This window comes from Microbacterium esteraromaticum (genome assembly GCF_014084045.1).
Classification (GTDB): Bacteria; Actinomycetota; Actinomycetes; order Actinomycetales; family Microbacteriaceae; genus Microbacterium; species Microbacterium esteraromaticum_D.
This window is the reverse complement of the sequence record NZ_CP043732.1, coordinates 1,430,549-1,444,833: the sequence shown is the minus strand read 5'-3', so window position 1 is coordinate 1,444,833 and position 14,285 is coordinate 1,430,549. Positions and strand designations below refer to the sequence as shown.

The window sequence follows — 14,285 nt, the reverse complement described above, 5'->3', positions numbered from 1 at the left end:
CCGCGCGGGCTGATCAGGCCTCGATGACCCTCTGATTGCTCTCGTGCGCCTCGCGATGCAGGCGCTCCATGCGCACGTCGAGCTCACCGGCTGCCTCGGCGGCGTCGGTGAGACTCTGCACGAGGTGCCCTGGTACACGGCCGGCGAACTTGTAGTGGATCTTGTGCTCGAGGCTGGCCCAGAAGTCCATCGCGATGGTGCGGAACTGCACCTCGACGGGGATCAGCACCGGTCCCGTCGACAGGAACACCGGCACCTCGACGATCGCGTGCAGGCTGCGGTAGCCGTTCTCCTTCGGCTGAGCGATGTAGTCCTTCACGGCGCGCACGGTCACGTCGTCCTGCTGGGTGAGCAGGTCGAAGAGACGGTACACGTCGCTGACGAAGCTGCACGTCACGCGCACCCCGGCGATGTCGGTGATCTCACGGCGGATCACCTCGAAGTCGGCGTCGATGCCCTTGCGCGCGACCTTCTCGACGATGCTGTCCGGCGACTTGAGCCGGCTCTTCACGTGCTCGATCGGGTTGTACGCGTGCATGTGCGTGAACTCGTCGCGCAGGATCGAGATCTTCGTCTCGACCTCGCGCATGCCGAACTCGTACTCGCGCAGGAAGCGCTGGAACGCGTCGCGCAGCTGCTTCGCCTCGGCGATCGCGGCGTCGTCGACGGGAAGAGTCGTCATGCCCCCGACCCTAGCCCCGCCCGTTCGGAATCGGCTGGGCATCCGCCCCCTGCCGAGACCCCCACTTCATGCCGACACCCCTATCTGCGGACGGCCGCACCTGGGGGTGTCGGCGGCAACTGGGGGTGTCGGCGAAGGGAAGGGCGTCAGGCGTCGCGGGAGCGCCAGAGCAGCCAGACGAAGTACGGGGCCCCGAGCATCGCGACGACGAGGCCGGCCGGAAGCTGTGCGGGGGCGAGGACGGTGCGGCCGATGGCATCCGCCACCCCGACCAGCACGGCACCGAGCACGACCGCGACGGGGATCACCCGCGAGTGGCGTGCTCCCACCAGCGCGCGCGCCGCATGCGGTGCGACGAGGCCGACGAACCCCACCACGCCGACCGCCGCCACGCTGAAGGCCGCCAGCAGGGCCGCCGCCACCAGAAGCGCCAGGCGCGTGCGCTCCAGCCGGATGCCCACCAAGCGGGGAGTGTCCTCGTCCATGGCGAGGATGTCGAGATCGCGACGCTGCGCGATCACGAACGGCAGCGCGATCAGCAGCACGATCGCCAGCGGCACGACCTGCTCCCAGATGCGCCCGTACGTCGTGCCCGACAGCCAGGTGTAGATCTTCGGGGTGTCCCACGGGTTCGAGCGCAGCAGCACGAACGTCGTCAGCGCCGTGCTGCCGTACCAGACGCCGATGCCGATGAGCACGAGCCGGTCGGCGCTCAGGCCGCCACGCCACGCGAGCGAGTACACGAGCCCGAAGGCCAGCAGAGCACCGAGGACGGCTGCCACGAGCATCCCGAACGTCGATGCGGCGGCGCTCGTGACGATCAGCACGGCGCCGAGTCCTGCGCCTCCCGTGATGCCGAGCAGTCCCGGCTCGGCGAGCGGGTTGCGACTGACGGCCTGCGTCACCGTTCCCGCGAGGGCGAGGGCGCCGCCGGCGACGACCGCGGCGATCACCCGCGGCGCGCGCTCGTCGAGCGCGAAGGCGACCAACGGCGGAGCCTGGTTCTGCAGCCACAGCGCGATGTCTCCGGTGAGCAGGGGCGTCGCGCCGACGAGCATCCCGATCACGACCACGGCGGCGAGCGCGGCGACGCCGACGACCAGCACGATCGCGAAGCGGCGGGTGCTTCGCACGCCGAAGCGGATGCTCGGCGGGCGGCGGGTGGGGCCCGCGTCGCGCAGGCGCCGCGCCATCGTCACCAGCACGACGGCTCCGAGCAGCGTGGTCGCGACGCCGGTGGGGACCGCGATGGCGCCCTCGGCTCCGATGAGCGCGCGCAGCACGGCATCCGCGAGGACGACGACGATCGCGCCGATGAGGGCGGCCGTGGGGATGAGCAGCAGGTGACGACCGAGCGCGGGCACGAGCCGCGACAGCAGCCGTGCGAGCACGGGAGCGCACAGGCCGACGAAGCCGATGGGCCCGGCGAGGGTGACCGCGGCGGCGGTGAGCACCACGGACAGCAGGATGCCGATGACGCGCGTCGAGCGGATCGGGACGCCCAGCGACGACGCGGTGTCGTCGCCCAGGGCGAGCACGTCCAGCCGCCGAGTGAGCGCAAGCGCCAGTGCGATTCCGACGACGACCACGGGCGCCGCGCGCAGGAACGACTCCAGGCCCAGCTGCGACAGGCTGCCGCTGCCCCAGGCGAAGAGGCCCTTGGTCTCCTCGTCGAACAGCACGAGCAGCGCCGAGGTTCCCGCCTGAAGAGCGAGGGCGAGCGCGGAGCCCGCGAGCACCAGCCTGGTGGTCGACGAGGCCGCGCCGCCGGCGAGGCCGAGCACGAGGGCTGCGGCCCCCAGGCCGCCCGCGAAGGCGACCAGACCCGACGCCCAGAACGGGATGCTGAGACCGAAGGCGGTGACCGCCGTGACGGCGAAATAGGCGCCTCCGGTGACGCCGAGCGTGTCGGGCGAGGCGAGCGGATTGCGCGAGAGCGACTGCATGAGCAAGCCCGCGACCCCGAGCGCGAGGCCGACGGCCACGCCCGCGGCGAGTCTCGGCAGGCGTGAGCCGTACAGGATCTCAGGGTCGGCGAGCACCTGCCCGCTCGTGCCCTGGGTCAGGTGCCACAGGGCGGATGCCGCGAGCACCGCCACGAGGGCGAGCAGCGCCCCCGCGGCGGTGAGGCGCCCGCGCGGGCGCGGTTGCTCGGGTGACGATCCGTCGGCCGACGCTCCGGATGCCGGACGGGTCCGGGCATCCGGTCCGGCATCTGGCGTGCCGGCCTCCATCTCGTAACCGGCCCCCGGCCCGCTCACGGTCACTTGGTGATGACGTCGACGTAGGCGTCGATGATCTGCTCGGCGGAGCGCGGGCCGCCGAAGGTCCAGATGCCGGCGGGGAACGCGTGCACGTCGTCGTTCTTCACCGCGGGGATGGATGCCCAGGCGGGGTTCTTCTGGGCTGCGTCGACGAAGCTCTCCGAGTCGGGGTCGGCGGTGCCGCTGTGCAGCAGCATCGCGTCGCCGATCGTGGTCATGCCCTCGATGTCGGTCTGACCGAGTCCGTACGCCGGGTCGACTTCGCCGGTCCAGGCGTTCGTCAGGCCCAGCTCCTCGCCGATCTCGCCGATCAGCGAGCCCTGACCGAACGGACGCAGCGACACGTTGCCGCCGTCGACCCAGCCGTCGAAGAACACGAACGGCGCGCCTTCGAGCGACGCGTCGGCGACCTCGGCCTTTGCGTCGTCGAGCTTCTGCTCGAACTCGCCCTTCACGACGTCGGCGCGCTCGGTGCGGCCGGTGGCCTCGGCGATCAGGTCGAAGGTGTCGAGCATCTGCGCGATCGGGTCCTCGGCGTTCGCGCCGAGGGTGGCGAGCACGGGAACGCCGTACTTCTCGAGCTGAGCGATGATCGCGTCGTCGCGCGTGTACGCCTCGACGATCACGAGGTCGGGCTCGGTGGCGAACAGCGCATCGAGGTTGGGCTCCTGGCGGGTTCCGACGTCCTTCACGCCCTCGGGCAGCTTCTCGGCGGTGTCCCAGGTGCTGTAGCCCTCCGCGTCCGCGACGGCGACGGGGGTGAGGCACAGCGAGAGCACGTCCTCGATCTGCTGCCACTCGAGCACGGCGACCTTGGCGGCAGGCTTGTCGAGCTTCACGGTGCGGCCGAAGGCGTCGGTCAGCTCGACAGGGCCGGTCGCCGTGGCGGTGCTGTCGTCGGCGCAGCCGACGCCGGTCGCCGCAGCGGTCTTCTCATCGGCGGGATTCTCGGCTGACTGCGTGGTGCCGCAGGCGGTGAGGGCGAAGGTGAGCGCGCCGAGGGTCGCGAGGGCGGCGAGGGGCTTGTTCATCAGAGGAGGCTCCGTGGATTCGGGTGATTGGCGGTTCGGGGGCAGAAGCGGTTCGGGGGCAGAAGCGGTTCGGGGGCAGAAGCGGAGTCAGGCCGAGAGCGCGGAGAGCGCGCGGCGAGCGCGGTCGTGGTGGCGGCCTCGCGGGGTGACCTGCACGCGTCCGGTGCGGGTGTCGAGGTCGGCGTCGATGGGCAGGCCGTACACCTCGGTGAGGTGCTCGGAGGTGAGCACGGCGGCGGGGCTGCCGGCCGCATGCACGCGGCCGCGGTGCATCAGCACGACCTCGTCGGCGACCGAGGCGGCATGGCTGAGGTCGTGCAGCACGACGCCGACGGCGGTGCCGCGATCTGCGAGGTCGCAGACCAGATCGAGCGTCTCGACCTGGTAGCGCAGGTCGAGATGGTTGGTCGGCTCGTCGAGCAGCAGGATGCCCGTGTCCTGCGCGAGCGCGGTGGCGAGCCACACGCGCTGCAGCTCGCCGCCGGACAGCTCGTCGACGGGGCGGTGCGCCATGCCGTCGAGGTCGGTCAGCTCCAGGGCGTGCGCGATCACCGAGCGGTCGGCATCCGTCATGCCGGCGAAGCGGCCGCGGTGCGGATGACGGCCGTAGGCGACGACGTCGCGCACCTCGAGTCCGGACGGGTGCGGCCTCGACTGAGACAGCATCGCGACGGTGCGGGCGAACTCCTTCGCCGAGAGGGATGCCGCATCGCGCTCGCCCCGAGCACCGCTGACGCGCACGATGCCCTCGTCGACCCGGTGCAGGCGGGCGAGGGCGCGCAGCGCCGTCGACTTGCCGCTGCCGTTGGGGCCGATGAGCGCGGTGACGACGCCGGGGCGCAGGTGCAGCGAGACCTCGTGCACGACGCGGGTGCGACCGTAGCTCAGCGCCAGCGCGTCGCCGTGCAGCTCGTCGGCGCGAGGTGCCGGCGAGGCCGCCGGGAGGGCGGATTCCTCGATCGGGTTGTTCACGTTAGGAGAGCCTAACCTATGCTGAAGTGGTGAGCCACCACCCTTATCGAACATTCCGCACGACCGTCGCACGCATCATCGCGCTCTCGCCGCACTTCACGCGCATCACTCTGCAGGGCGACGACCTCGAGCACTTCGGCACCGACGGCCTGGATCAGCGCATCAAGCTGATCATCCCGTTCGCCGACGGATCGATCACCGATGTCGGACAGTTCGACGAGTCGCAGAGCATGACCGAGTGGTACCGCCGGTGGCGCGCACTGCCCGACGAGCAGCGCAACCCGATCCGCACCTACACGATCCGCTCGCCTCGGCCCCAGGCACGCGAGATCGACGTCGACTTCGTGCTGCACGGCACCGAGGGCCCTGCATCCGCCTGGGCCACGGCGGCCCGCGTTGGCGATCCGCTGTTCGTCGTCGGACCCGACTCCCGCTCCGAGGAGCAGGGCGGCGGCATCGAGTGGCGACCAGGCGCGGCCACATCGGTGCTCATCGCCGGCGACGAGACGGCGACCCCGGCCATCTGCTCGATCGTCGAATCTCTCCCGGCCGACGCGGTGGGCGAGGTCTGCATCGAGGTGCCGACCGAGGCCGACGCCCTCGCGATCTCCGCGCCCTCCGGCGTCAACGTGCGGTGGCTCGCCCGCGGCAGCGGCGCCCACGGCGTGCGCCTGAGCGCCGCCGTGCACGAGTGGGGCCTTCGCCGCGCCGCAGCCCACAGGGACGCCGCGGTGTCGGAGGCTGCACTCGCCGAGCCGGAAGGCGACGAGATCCTCTGGGAGGTTCCGGATGCCGTCGACGGCGGTGAGTACGCATGGCTCGCCGGCGAGGCCGGCACCATCACGGCGCTGCGGCGCCACCTGGTTCGCGACCTCGGCATCGACCGGCGCTCGGTCGCGTTCATGGGCTACTGGCGAGAGGGCCGCGCCGAGGCATCCTGACCCGACCCCTCCTCGCGGGCATCGACGAGCTGCTGACCGGAGAGGATACCGGGCAGCCCCCGCCCCTTCGATGTGAAGAGGAACAGCACGCACGCCGCGAGCATCGCCAGGTTCGACAGCGCCTCGACGCCGCTGCCGATCAGCCCGACGGCCGAGAGTCCGGCCACGCCGCCCAGCCAGCGCAGCAGGCGCGCAGCGAACGGCGGCATCCCCGATCCCGCGTAGCGCAGCTGCACCGCGGCGTCCCCGACCGACTGCCCGGTGACCAGCGTGACCACCAGCCACACCGCGGCTGCTCCGCCCGTGCCGGCCAGCCCCGAGACGACGCCCTCGATCATCAGCACCCTGTCGTGCAGCACGTACCCGATGAACAACTGCACGGCGATCGCGATCGTGGTCGACGTGAAGAAGAACCCGAGTCCGTCGCACAGCATCGCCAGCGCGCGGCGCCCGCGCGTCACAGGGCGCGGCTGCAGGGCATCCGCCGCCCTCGACAGGCCACGTCTCGCCCGCGGCACCACCAGCCCGAACACGGCGCCCAGCAGCGCTCCGCTCGTGTTGGTGACCAGGTCGCCAACGTCGAAGAAGCGGTACGCGCAGGGGTAGACGCCCCACACACCGGTCAGCTGGGTGGTCTCGACGAAGAGCGACAGGCCTGAGCCGACGAGCAGGGCGGTGAGGATGCCACGGCCGAACAGCACCCGCACGAAGAAGCCGAGCGGCACGAACAGCAGCACGTTGAACACCAGCTGCAGCAACGCGGGATTCGACAGCGCGCTGCCCGGTGCGGCGATGGCCTTCTGCACATCGCGCACCATCTCCATCGGGTCGGTGATCATTCCGACGCACCGGATCGAGTCGGGTTCAGGCAGCGGCAGCAGCGTGTACGTCCAGATGGCCCAGAAGTACACGAGCGCCGCGAACCACATCAGCAGCCGCGGCAGGCTCAGCCGACCCCGCCGCCGATAGCTGATCGACACGAACGGCACGAAAAGCGCGACACCGGCGAGCACGCCGATGCCGATGGCCAATGCACCGAGCAGAACCTGTTCCCCCACGGTCAGCGAGTCTATTGCCGGGCGCTACGCTGACCGGATGTCCTCCCTGAGCGATGTCGCCTGGCCCCTGCGCACCGAGCGGCTCGAGATCCGTCCATGCACGATCGACGACCTCGACGCCGTCTGGGCGTTCCGCCGACTACCCGAGGTGAACAGGTGGCTCGGACGCGCTCCGGCCACGCGCGAGGCCTTCGGCGAGACGTACTCCGACCCGGCGCGACTCGCGATGACGCTCGTGATCGTGCATCCGGATGCCGATGACGGTCGCCCCGCGATCATCGGCGACCTGATGGTCAAGCAGGGTGACGGCTGGGCTCAGGCCGAGGTCGCCGAGCAGGCGGCCGGCACGGAGGCCGAGCTGGGATGGGTGCTCGCGCCCGCGTTCGCCGGCCGCGGTCTCGCCGCCGAAGCGGTCGGCGCGGTGATCGACCTGTGCTTCGGCTCGCTCGGACTGCGGCGGGTGCACGCCGGATGCTTCGCCGCCAACGAGCCGTCCTGGCGGCTGATGGAGCGCCTCGGCATGCGTCGCGAGGAGTACAGCCGCGGGACGGCTCTGCATCGATCGGGCGAGTGGATGGACGGGATGAACTACGGCCTGCTGGCCGAGGAATGGTCCGGCAGGCGCTGACCGCGGGGCAGGGCATCCGGCGGTGGGACGTTCTGTTGTCGCATCCGGCTTCGGCGGGTAGACCTGTAACACCCCAGAAGATCGGAGAATGACATGGTCCACCGCATCGGCTACATCGTCGGAAGCCTCGCGAGCGATTCCATCAACCGCGTGCTGGCCGGCGCACTCGTGCGCCTCGCGCCAGAGAGTCTGGAGCTCACCGAGATCCCCATCAGGGAGCTGCCCCTGTACAACCGCGACGACGAGCACACGCCGGTCGCCGCAGTCACCGCTTTCAAGCAGGCGGTCGAGGGCTCAGACGGCCTGCTGATCGTGTCACCCGAGTACAACCGCTCGATCCCCGGCGCGCTGAAGAACGCGATCGACTGGGGTTCGCGCCCGTGGGGGCAGAACTCTTTCGCCCGCAAGCCCACCGGCATCATCGGCGCCTCGACGGGCGCGATCGGCACGGCGGTCATGCAGTCGTCGATGCGCAGCGTTCTCAGCTTCCTCGATGCTCCGCAGCTGAACGCCCCCGAGGCGTACATCACCTTCAAACCCGACGTGTACGGCGCCGACGGCGAGGTGAACGACGAGAGCACCGCGAAGTTCCTCGGCCATTACATGGACGAGTACGCCGCGTTCGTCGAGCGGGTGCTCTCGAGCACCCTGCCCGGCCACATGGGCGACTCCGACCCCGACACCATGCACTGAGCTCTCTCTTCGCCCATTTCTGCGTCGAGAGCACGGGACCTCGCCGAGCGCACGGGCTCTTCGCGTGAAGAACCCGTGCGCGAGCGAGATGGGGTGCTCTCGACGCAGGGGGGCGGGGGTCAGGGGCAGGAGGCGGGGGTCAGGAGATGCGCTCGGGGCGCAGGTCGAGGCGGCGCAGCGACTGGGCGTTGAGCGCGACGACGATCGTCGACAGGCTCATCAGCACGGCGCCGACCGACATCGGCAGCACGAAGCCGAGCGGCGCGAGCACCCCTGCCGCCAGCGGCACCGACAAGAGGTTGTACCCCGCCGCCCACCACAGGTTCTGCTTCATCTTGCGGTAGCTCACCTGCGACAGCTCGATCACCGAGACGACCGATCGGGGATCGTCGGATGCCAGGATCACCCCGGCCGAGGCGATCGCGACATCGGTGCCTGCGCCGATCGCGATGCCGACGTCGGCCTGCGCGAGCGCGGGGGCGTCGTTCACCCCGTCGCCCACCATCGCGACCTTCTTGCCCTCGCCCTGCAGCTCGGCGACCTTGGCCGACTTGTCCTCGGGTCGCACGCCCGCGAAGACCCGCTCGATGCCGAGCTCGCCGGCGACCGCCTGCGCGACGGCTTCGGCGTCGCCCGTGATCATCACGACCTCGACATCGCGACGGCGCAGCGCCTCGACGGCCTGCCGCGACTCCGCGCGGATCTCGTCGGCGAGCTTCAGCCCGCCGATCACCTCCCCGTCGCGCACGACGTGCAGGATGATCGCCCCCTCGGAGCGCCAGTCGACGGCATCCGGGATCTCCTCGGCGCCGATCTCCTCGAGCAGCCGCGGGCCCCCGACGCGGATCTCGTGCCCCTCGACCGTCGCGGTCACCCCGACGGCAGGCGATGAGGCGAAGCCGGTCGCCTTCGCGAGCGGCTGCGGGGCCGCCCGCACGATGGCCTTCGCGAGCGGGTGCTCGCTGTCCGCCTCTGCGGATGCCGCGAGCGCCAGCACCTCGTCCTCGCTCCAGCCCTCTGCGGGCGCTGTGGCGGTGACGGTCGGCTCGCCCTTGGTGAGCGTTCCGGTCTTGTCGAAGAGCACGGCATCGATGTCGCGCATGCTCTCGAGGGCCAGGCGGTCCTTCACCAGGACGCCCGCCCGCGCAGCGCGCTCGGTCGCGATCGAGACGACGAGCGGGATCGCCAGGCCCAGCGCATGGGGGCACGCGATCACGAGCACGGTGATGGTGCGGATGACGGCCTCATCTGGCATCCCGAACACGGTCCAGACCAGCGCCGTGAGCACGGCGGCACCCAGAGCGAACCAGAACAGCCACGCGGCCGCGCGGTCGGCGAGCCGCTGCGCGCGCGAGCTCGACGCCTGCGCGTCGGCGACGAGCTTGCGGATGCCGGCGAGCGCGGTGTCGTCTCCGGTCGCGGTGACCTCGACGCGCAGCCCCGAGTCGGTGGCGACCGTGCCTGCCGTCACGTGGTCGCCCTGGCCGCGGTTGATGGCGCGGGATTCGCCGGTGAGCATCGACTCGTCGACGTCGGCGCGTCCGTCGACGATCACGCCGTCTGCCGGGATGCTGCCGCCCGGCCGCACGATGACGACATCGCCCCTGCGCAGGTCGGCCGGGCTGACCTTCTCGATCCGGTCGCCGTCGACGCGTTCGGCCTCGTCGGGGAGCAGGGCCGCCAGCGAGTCGAGCGCGGAGGTGGTCTGGGCGAGGGAGCGCATTTCGAGCCAGTGCCCGAGCAGCATGATCACGATGAGCAGCGCCAGCTCCCACCAGAACTCCAGTTCGTGGTGCAGGATGCCGAGGCTCGCGCCCCACGACGCGAGGAAGGCCACGGTGATGGCCAGGCCGATGAGCAGCATCATTCCCGGCCTGCGGCTCCTGAGCTCGGCGACCGCGCCGGTGAGGAAGGGACGTCCTCCCCAGACGTACATCACCGTGCCGAGCAGGGGCGCGATCCAGCGCGCCCAGCCGGGGACCTCGTAGCCGATGATCATCGCGAACATGCCGCTCGTCGCGACGACGGGGATCGCGATCAGCAGGTTGATCCAGAACAGGCGGCGGAACTGCCCGACGTGGTCGCCGTGGCCGGCGTGAACGCCGTGACCCTCGTGGGCGTGGGCTTGGGCATCCGGATCGGAGGAGTTCTCACGAATCGGAGGAGCTTCTGAACCGGATGCTCCTCCGTTTCGTGCGATCTCCTGCGTTCCGTGCGCACCGTGCGCGTGCGCATCATGGGCCGACGCAGTGTCGCGCGGGTGCTCGTGGTGCGGGTGCGCAGCCATCGGTTCCTCCTCAGCATCAGGCGCCGGGTCACCGGCTTCTGAGATCTTCAACTAAGATACCCATAGGGGGTATTCCCAGCAACGCTGCCCGGATGACTGAAGGAGGCGGAGGATGCCGACACCGTCAGCCCGCACGGCTGCGCCGCTGGTGCTCCTCGCGCTCGGGCTCATGCTCGGCCTTCTGGCATGCACACCTTCAGCGGCGACGCGATGGGGCACGGCACGAACCCCGACCACGCGATGAGCGCGGCCGCCGGCACCGCCGCGACCGTGCACCACGCCGATGATCACCGCGAGGCACGGTCTGCCGAGGCATGGTCTGCCGAGGCACCCGTGGCCGATGCACCTGGTCCGCCGGCGCATGCGGCCATGGCCATGACCTGCGTGCTCGCCCTGCTGGCCGCACTCATGCTGGTCGTCCGCCCCTCGGCATCCGTCATCATCGGACGCAGCCTGCAGCGGATGCCCTGCGGCCGGGCATCCGCCTCCCGCGCGGCTCCCGCGCGACCGCCCTCGCACATCGCCCTCTGCATCAGCCGGACGTGAGCTGTCGTCGACCGGCGCTTCGCCGGTCGCACGCCGTCGACCGATGGCGTGCACGGACGACCCATGACGACTGAAGACAAAGGAGAATCCCATGCGAATTCGCACACTCACCGTCGGCGCGCTCGCCGTCGTGACAGCCCTCACCCTCGCCGGATGCACGAACCCCGGCGAAGAGATGGAGGGAATGGACCACGGATCGGCCAGCGCCGCACCGGATGCGAGCGCGAAAGCGATCGCGACCGCGCAGGCCGACATCGACTTCGCGATGAACATGATCGCCCACCACCAGCAGGCCGTCGAGATGTCCGACGTGCTGCTGGCCAAAGAGGGCACGATCGCGCAGGTCGCTGAGCTCGCCGAGCGGATCAAGGCCGCGCAGCAGCCCGAGATCGAGACCATGCGGGAATGGCTGTCCGCCTGGGGGCAGGATCCCGAGATGGAGGGCATGCATCACGGCGACGGAATGATGTCGGCCGACGACATGGCCGCCCTGCAGGAGGCCGACGGCCCCGCCGCGTCGCGGCTGTTCCTCGAGCAGATGATCGTGCACCATGAGGGCGCCGTCGAGATGGCCGAGCAGCAGCTCTCGGCCGGGAAGGACGCCGATGCCCTCGAGCTCGCTCAGCGCATGATCGACGACCAGACCGCCGAGATCGACGAGATGCGCTCGATGCTCGACGCTCTCTGACGCACGAGAGGGGCGGATCACAGCTCGGCGATCCGCCCCTCCTGTTCGATTCAGCGGAACGAACGCAGCCGCAGGCTGTTGCCGACGACGAACACGCTCGAGAACGCCATCGCCGCGCCGGCGAGCATGGGATTCAGCAGCCCCAGGGCCGCGAGCGGGATCGCCGCGACGTTGTATGCGAAGGCCCAGAACAGATTGCCCTTGATGGTGCCGAGGGTGCGCCGGGAGAGGCGGATCGCATCGGCTGCCGTGCGCAGGTCGCCCCGCACGAGGGTGATGTCGGATGCCTCGATCGCCACGTCCGTGCCGGTTCCCATCGCCATGCCGAGGTCGGCCTGCGCCAGCGCGGGGGCGTCGTTCACCCCGTCGCCGACCATCGCCACGACCCGCCCCTCGCCCTGCAGCCGCGAGACCACGGCCACCTTGTCGGCGGGCAGCACCTCTGCGATGACGTCATCGATGCCGACCTGGGCGGCGATGTGCCTGGCGGCGGCCTCGTTGTCACCGGTGAGCAGCACCGGGCGCAGCCCCAGCGCCTTGAGGGATGCCACCGCCTCGGCACTCGTCGCCTTGACCTCGTCGGCCACCACGATCACACCTCGCGCGGCACCGTCCCATCCGACGAGGATCGCCGTCTGGCCCGCGGCCTCGGCATCCGCTTTCGCGGCGAGCAGCTCAGCCGAGGGGTGGATCGCCCAGTCCTCGAGCAGCGAGAGCCGGCCGACCACCATCGCGTGTCCGTCGACGACGCCGGTGACCCCGCGTCCGTCGTGGTTCTGGAACGACTCGACCGCCGGCAGCGCGCGCCGGAGTGCCGGGGCGGGGGTCGGAATCGACAGGGCATCCGCCTGTCCGTCGGCGAGTCGGGCTGCGCCGCGCCGCATGGCATCCGGATCATCCGAGATCTCCGACGCAGACCCCGCCGACGCAGACCCCGCAGGCCCCGCCGGCGGCAGCACCCGCCCGCCCGGGATCTCCGACGCAGCCGACGCGATCGCGCGTGCGATCGGGTGCTCGCTGGCGTGCTCGATCGCTCCGGCGAGCAGCAGCAGCTCCCCGGCATCCACTCCCTGCTCCGGCACCACGGCTGACACCGACATGCGCCCCTCGGTGACCGTTCCGGTCTTGTCGAGCACGACGGTGTCGACGCGGCGGGTCGATTCCAGCACCTCGGGCCCCTTGATCAGGATGCCCAGCTGCGCTCCGCGCCCCGTGCCGACGAGCAGCGCGGTCGGCGTCGCAAGGCCGAGGGCGCACGGGCAGGCGATGATCAGCACGGCGACGGCCGCGGTGAAGGCGGCAGATGCCGGGAAGCCTGCGCCGAGCCATGCACCGAGTGCCGCCACGGCGATGGCGATGACGATCGGCACGAAGACGCCCGAGATGCGGTCGGCGAGACGCTGCACCTCGGCCTTGCCGGTCTGCGCGTCCTCGACCATGCGGGCCATCTGCGCGAGCTGGGTGTCGGCTCCCACGCGCGTCGCGCGGACGACGAGACGGCCGCCGGCGTTCACGGTCGCCCCGGTCACGGCATCCCCCGGACCGACCTCGACCGGTACGGACTCACCGGTGATCATCGACTGGTCCACCGCGGATGTGCCCGAGACGACGACGCCGTCGGTGGCGATCTTCTCGCCCGGACGGACGACGAACTCGTCGCCGACACGCAGCTCGCCGATCGGGATGCGCGTCTCGGAGCCGCCGCGGAGGACGGCGACGTCCTTCGCGCCGAGCTCCATGAGAGCGCGCAGCGCGGCTCCGGCCTGGCGCTTGGCGCGCTTCTCGAAGTAGCGGCCGGCGAGCACGAACATGGTCACCCCGGCGGCGACCTCGAGGTAGATGTTGGCTGCACCGTCACTCGGTGCGATCGTCAGTGAGAAGCCGTGCGTCATGCCGGGCTCGCCCGCGGTGCCGAGGAACAGCGCGTACAGCGACCACAGGAACGCCGCCGTCGTGCCGAGGCTGATCAGCGTGTCCATGGTGGCGGCGCCATGGCGGAGGTTGACCCATGCCGCCCGGTGGAACGGCCAGGCCGCCCACACGATCACCGGCGCGGCGAGCGCGAGCGACGCCCACTGCCAGTAGGTGAACTGGAAAGCGGGAACCATGGCCAGCAGGATCACGGGGATCGACAGCACGGCCGAGCCGATCAGCCGGTGTCGCAGCGAGCGCAGCTCCGGCCCTTCGCCGTCGTCGTGTTCGGTCCGATCCTCGCTCGCCGTGGCGGGAGGCGCGGGCAGTGTCGCCGAGTAGCCGGCGTTCTCGACCTCGGCGATGAGCGCGGCCGTGTCGACGGGCCCGTCCACCACGACCTGCGCCTTCTCTGTGGCGTAGTTGACTGTCGCGCTGACGCCGTCGAGCCGGTTCAGCTTCTTCTCGATGCGCATCGCACACGACGCGCAGGTCATCCCGCCGATCTCGAGATCGATGCGGGTCTGCTCGGCGTCGGTCTGCGCCGTGTCGGTGCTCACGATGTGCTCCTTGTCGTATCGGCG

General features: G+C 70.8%; 12 protein-coding genes. 5 read left to right on the top strand and 7 right to left on the bottom strand.

Features of this window, described 5'->3' with window-relative positions:
• Nucleotides 1-13: 13 nt before the first annotated feature.
• The 4 genes from FVO59_RS06880 to FVO59_RS06865 all read right to left on the bottom strand — a co-directional run bounded on the left by FVO59_RS06880 (nt 14) and on the right by FVO59_RS06865 (nt 4,949).
• The gene (locus tag FVO59_RS06880; protein WP_182255985.1) at nt 14-682 is read right to left on the bottom strand and encodes a GTP pyrophosphokinase; all 669 of its coding nucleotides are present in this window, start codon (nt 680-682) and stop codon (nt 14-16) included.
• A gap of 146 nt (nt 683-828) precedes the next feature.
• Nucleotides 829-2,916 carry an iron ABC transporter permease gene (locus FVO59_RS06875; RefSeq protein ID WP_182256572.1) on the bottom strand — a complete coding sequence of 696 codons (2,088 nt, stop codon included), beginning with the start codon at nt 2,914-2,916 and terminating at the stop codon, nt 829-831.
• 29 nt (nt 2,917-2,945) lie between these two features.
• On the bottom strand, nt 2,946-3,977 hold the full coding sequence (locus FVO59_RS06870; protein WP_182255983.1) for an ABC transporter substrate-binding protein: 1,032 nt from the start codon (nt 3,975-3,977) through the stop codon (nt 2,946-2,948).
• Nucleotides 3,978-4,064: 87 nt separating this feature from the next.
• On the bottom strand, nt 4,065-4,949 hold the full coding sequence (locus tag FVO59_RS06865; protein WP_346265689.1) for an ABC transporter ATP-binding protein: 885 nt from the start codon (nt 4,947-4,949) through the stop codon (nt 4,065-4,067).
• Nucleotides 4,950-4,978: 29 nt separating this feature from the next.
• Between FVO59_RS06865 and FVO59_RS06860 the strand changes: the two genes are divergently transcribed.
• Nucleotides 4,979-5,890, top strand: a complete 912-nt coding sequence (locus FVO59_RS06860) for a siderophore-interacting protein (protein WP_259363483.1) — start codon at nt 4,979-4,981, stop codon at nt 5,888-5,890.
• Here the strand turns inward: FVO59_RS06860 and FVO59_RS06855 are convergent.
• Nucleotides 5,857-6,948 carry a VanZ family protein gene (locus FVO59_RS06855; protein ID WP_182255977.1) on the bottom strand — a complete coding sequence of 364 codons (1,092 nt, stop codon included), beginning with the start codon at nt 6,946-6,948 and terminating at the stop codon, nt 5,857-5,859. The genes FVO59_RS06860 and FVO59_RS06855 overlap by 34 nt on opposite strands.
• A gap of 37 nt (nt 6,949-6,985) precedes the next feature.
• Here FVO59_RS06855 and FVO59_RS06850 point away from each other — a divergent pair, with 37 nt between their 5' ends.
• Nucleotides 6,986-7,576 (top strand): GNAT family N-acetyltransferase, encoded by a 591-nt coding sequence (locus FVO59_RS06850; RefSeq protein ID WP_182255975.1) that lies wholly within the window; start codon nt 6,986-6,988, stop codon nt 7,574-7,576.
• Nucleotides 7,577-7,669: 93 nt separating this feature from the next.
• Complete coding sequence (locus tag FVO59_RS06845; protein WP_182255973.1) at nt 7,670-8,269, top strand: NADPH-dependent FMN reductase; 600 nt, start codon at nt 7,670-7,672, stop codon at nt 8,267-8,269.
• 139 nt (nt 8,270-8,408) lie between these two features.
• On the opposite strand, the gene FVO59_RS06840 is transcribed toward FVO59_RS06845, so the two are convergent.
• Nucleotides 8,409-10,556, bottom strand: coding sequence for a heavy metal translocating P-type ATPase (locus tag FVO59_RS06840; RefSeq protein WP_182255971.1), 2,148 nt, complete (start codon nt 10,554-10,556; stop codon nt 8,409-8,411).
• A 186-nt stretch (nt 10,557-10,742) separates the two neighbouring features.
• Here FVO59_RS06840 and FVO59_RS06835 point away from each other — a divergent pair, with 186 nt between their 5' ends.
• Together FVO59_RS06835 and FVO59_RS06830 are read left to right on the top strand one after the other, a co-directional pair.
• Complete coding sequence (locus tag FVO59_RS06835; protein ID WP_182255969.1) at nt 10,743-11,102, top strand: hypothetical protein; 360 nt, start codon at nt 10,743-10,745, stop codon at nt 11,100-11,102.
• 91 nt (nt 11,103-11,193) lie between these two features.
• Nucleotides 11,194-11,790: a DUF305 domain-containing protein gene (locus FVO59_RS06830; RefSeq protein WP_182255967.1), complete on the top strand. Its 597-nt coding sequence runs from the start codon at nt 11,194-11,196 to the stop codon at nt 11,788-11,790.
• A 50-nt stretch (nt 11,791-11,840) separates the two neighbouring features.
• Here the strand turns inward: FVO59_RS06830 and FVO59_RS06825 are convergent, their stop codons facing one another.
• Nucleotides 11,841-14,198: a heavy metal translocating P-type ATPase gene (locus tag FVO59_RS06825; protein WP_182256570.1), complete on the bottom strand. Its 2,358-nt coding sequence runs from the start codon at nt 14,196-14,198 to the stop codon at nt 11,841-11,843.
• Nucleotides 14,199-14,285 lie beyond the last annotated feature (87 nt).

What these genes read in the sequence shown, in the direction of transcription:
- FVO59_RS06880 (WP_182255985.1), bottom strand. Translation starts at nt 682, where the DNA reads ATGACGACTCTTCCCGTCGACGACGCCGCGATCGCCGAGGCGAAGCAG.
- FVO59_RS06845 (WP_182255973.1), top strand. Translation starts at nt 7,670, where the DNA reads ATGGTCCACCGCATCGGCTACATCGTCGGAAGCCTCGCGAGCGATTCC.
- FVO59_RS06870 (WP_182255983.1), bottom strand. Translation starts at nt 3,977, where the DNA reads ATGAACAAGCCCCTCGCCGCCCTCGCGACCCTCGGCGCGCTCACCTTC.
- FVO59_RS06850 (WP_182255975.1), top strand. Translation starts at nt 6,986, where the DNA reads ATGTCCTCCCTGAGCGATGTCGCCTGGCCCCTGCGCACCGAGCGGCTC.
- FVO59_RS06840 (WP_182255971.1), bottom strand. Translation starts at nt 10,556, where the DNA reads ATGGCTGCGCACCCGCACCACGAGCACCCGCGCGACACTGCGTCGGCC.
- FVO59_RS06830 (WP_182255967.1), top strand. Translation starts at nt 11,194, where the DNA reads ATGCGAATTCGCACACTCACCGTCGGCGCGCTCGCCGTCGTGACAGCC.
- FVO59_RS06835 (WP_182255969.1), top strand. Translation starts at nt 10,743, where the DNA reads ATGCACACCTTCAGCGGCGACGCGATGGGGCACGGCACGAACCCCGAC.
- FVO59_RS06825 (WP_182256570.1), bottom strand. Translation starts at nt 14,198, where the DNA reads ATGACCTGCGCGTCGTGTGCGATGCGCATCGAGAAGAAGCTGAACCGG.
- FVO59_RS06875 (WP_182256572.1), bottom strand. Translation starts at nt 2,916, where the DNA reads ATGGAGGCCGGCACGCCAGATGCCGGACCGGATGCCCGGACCCGTCCG.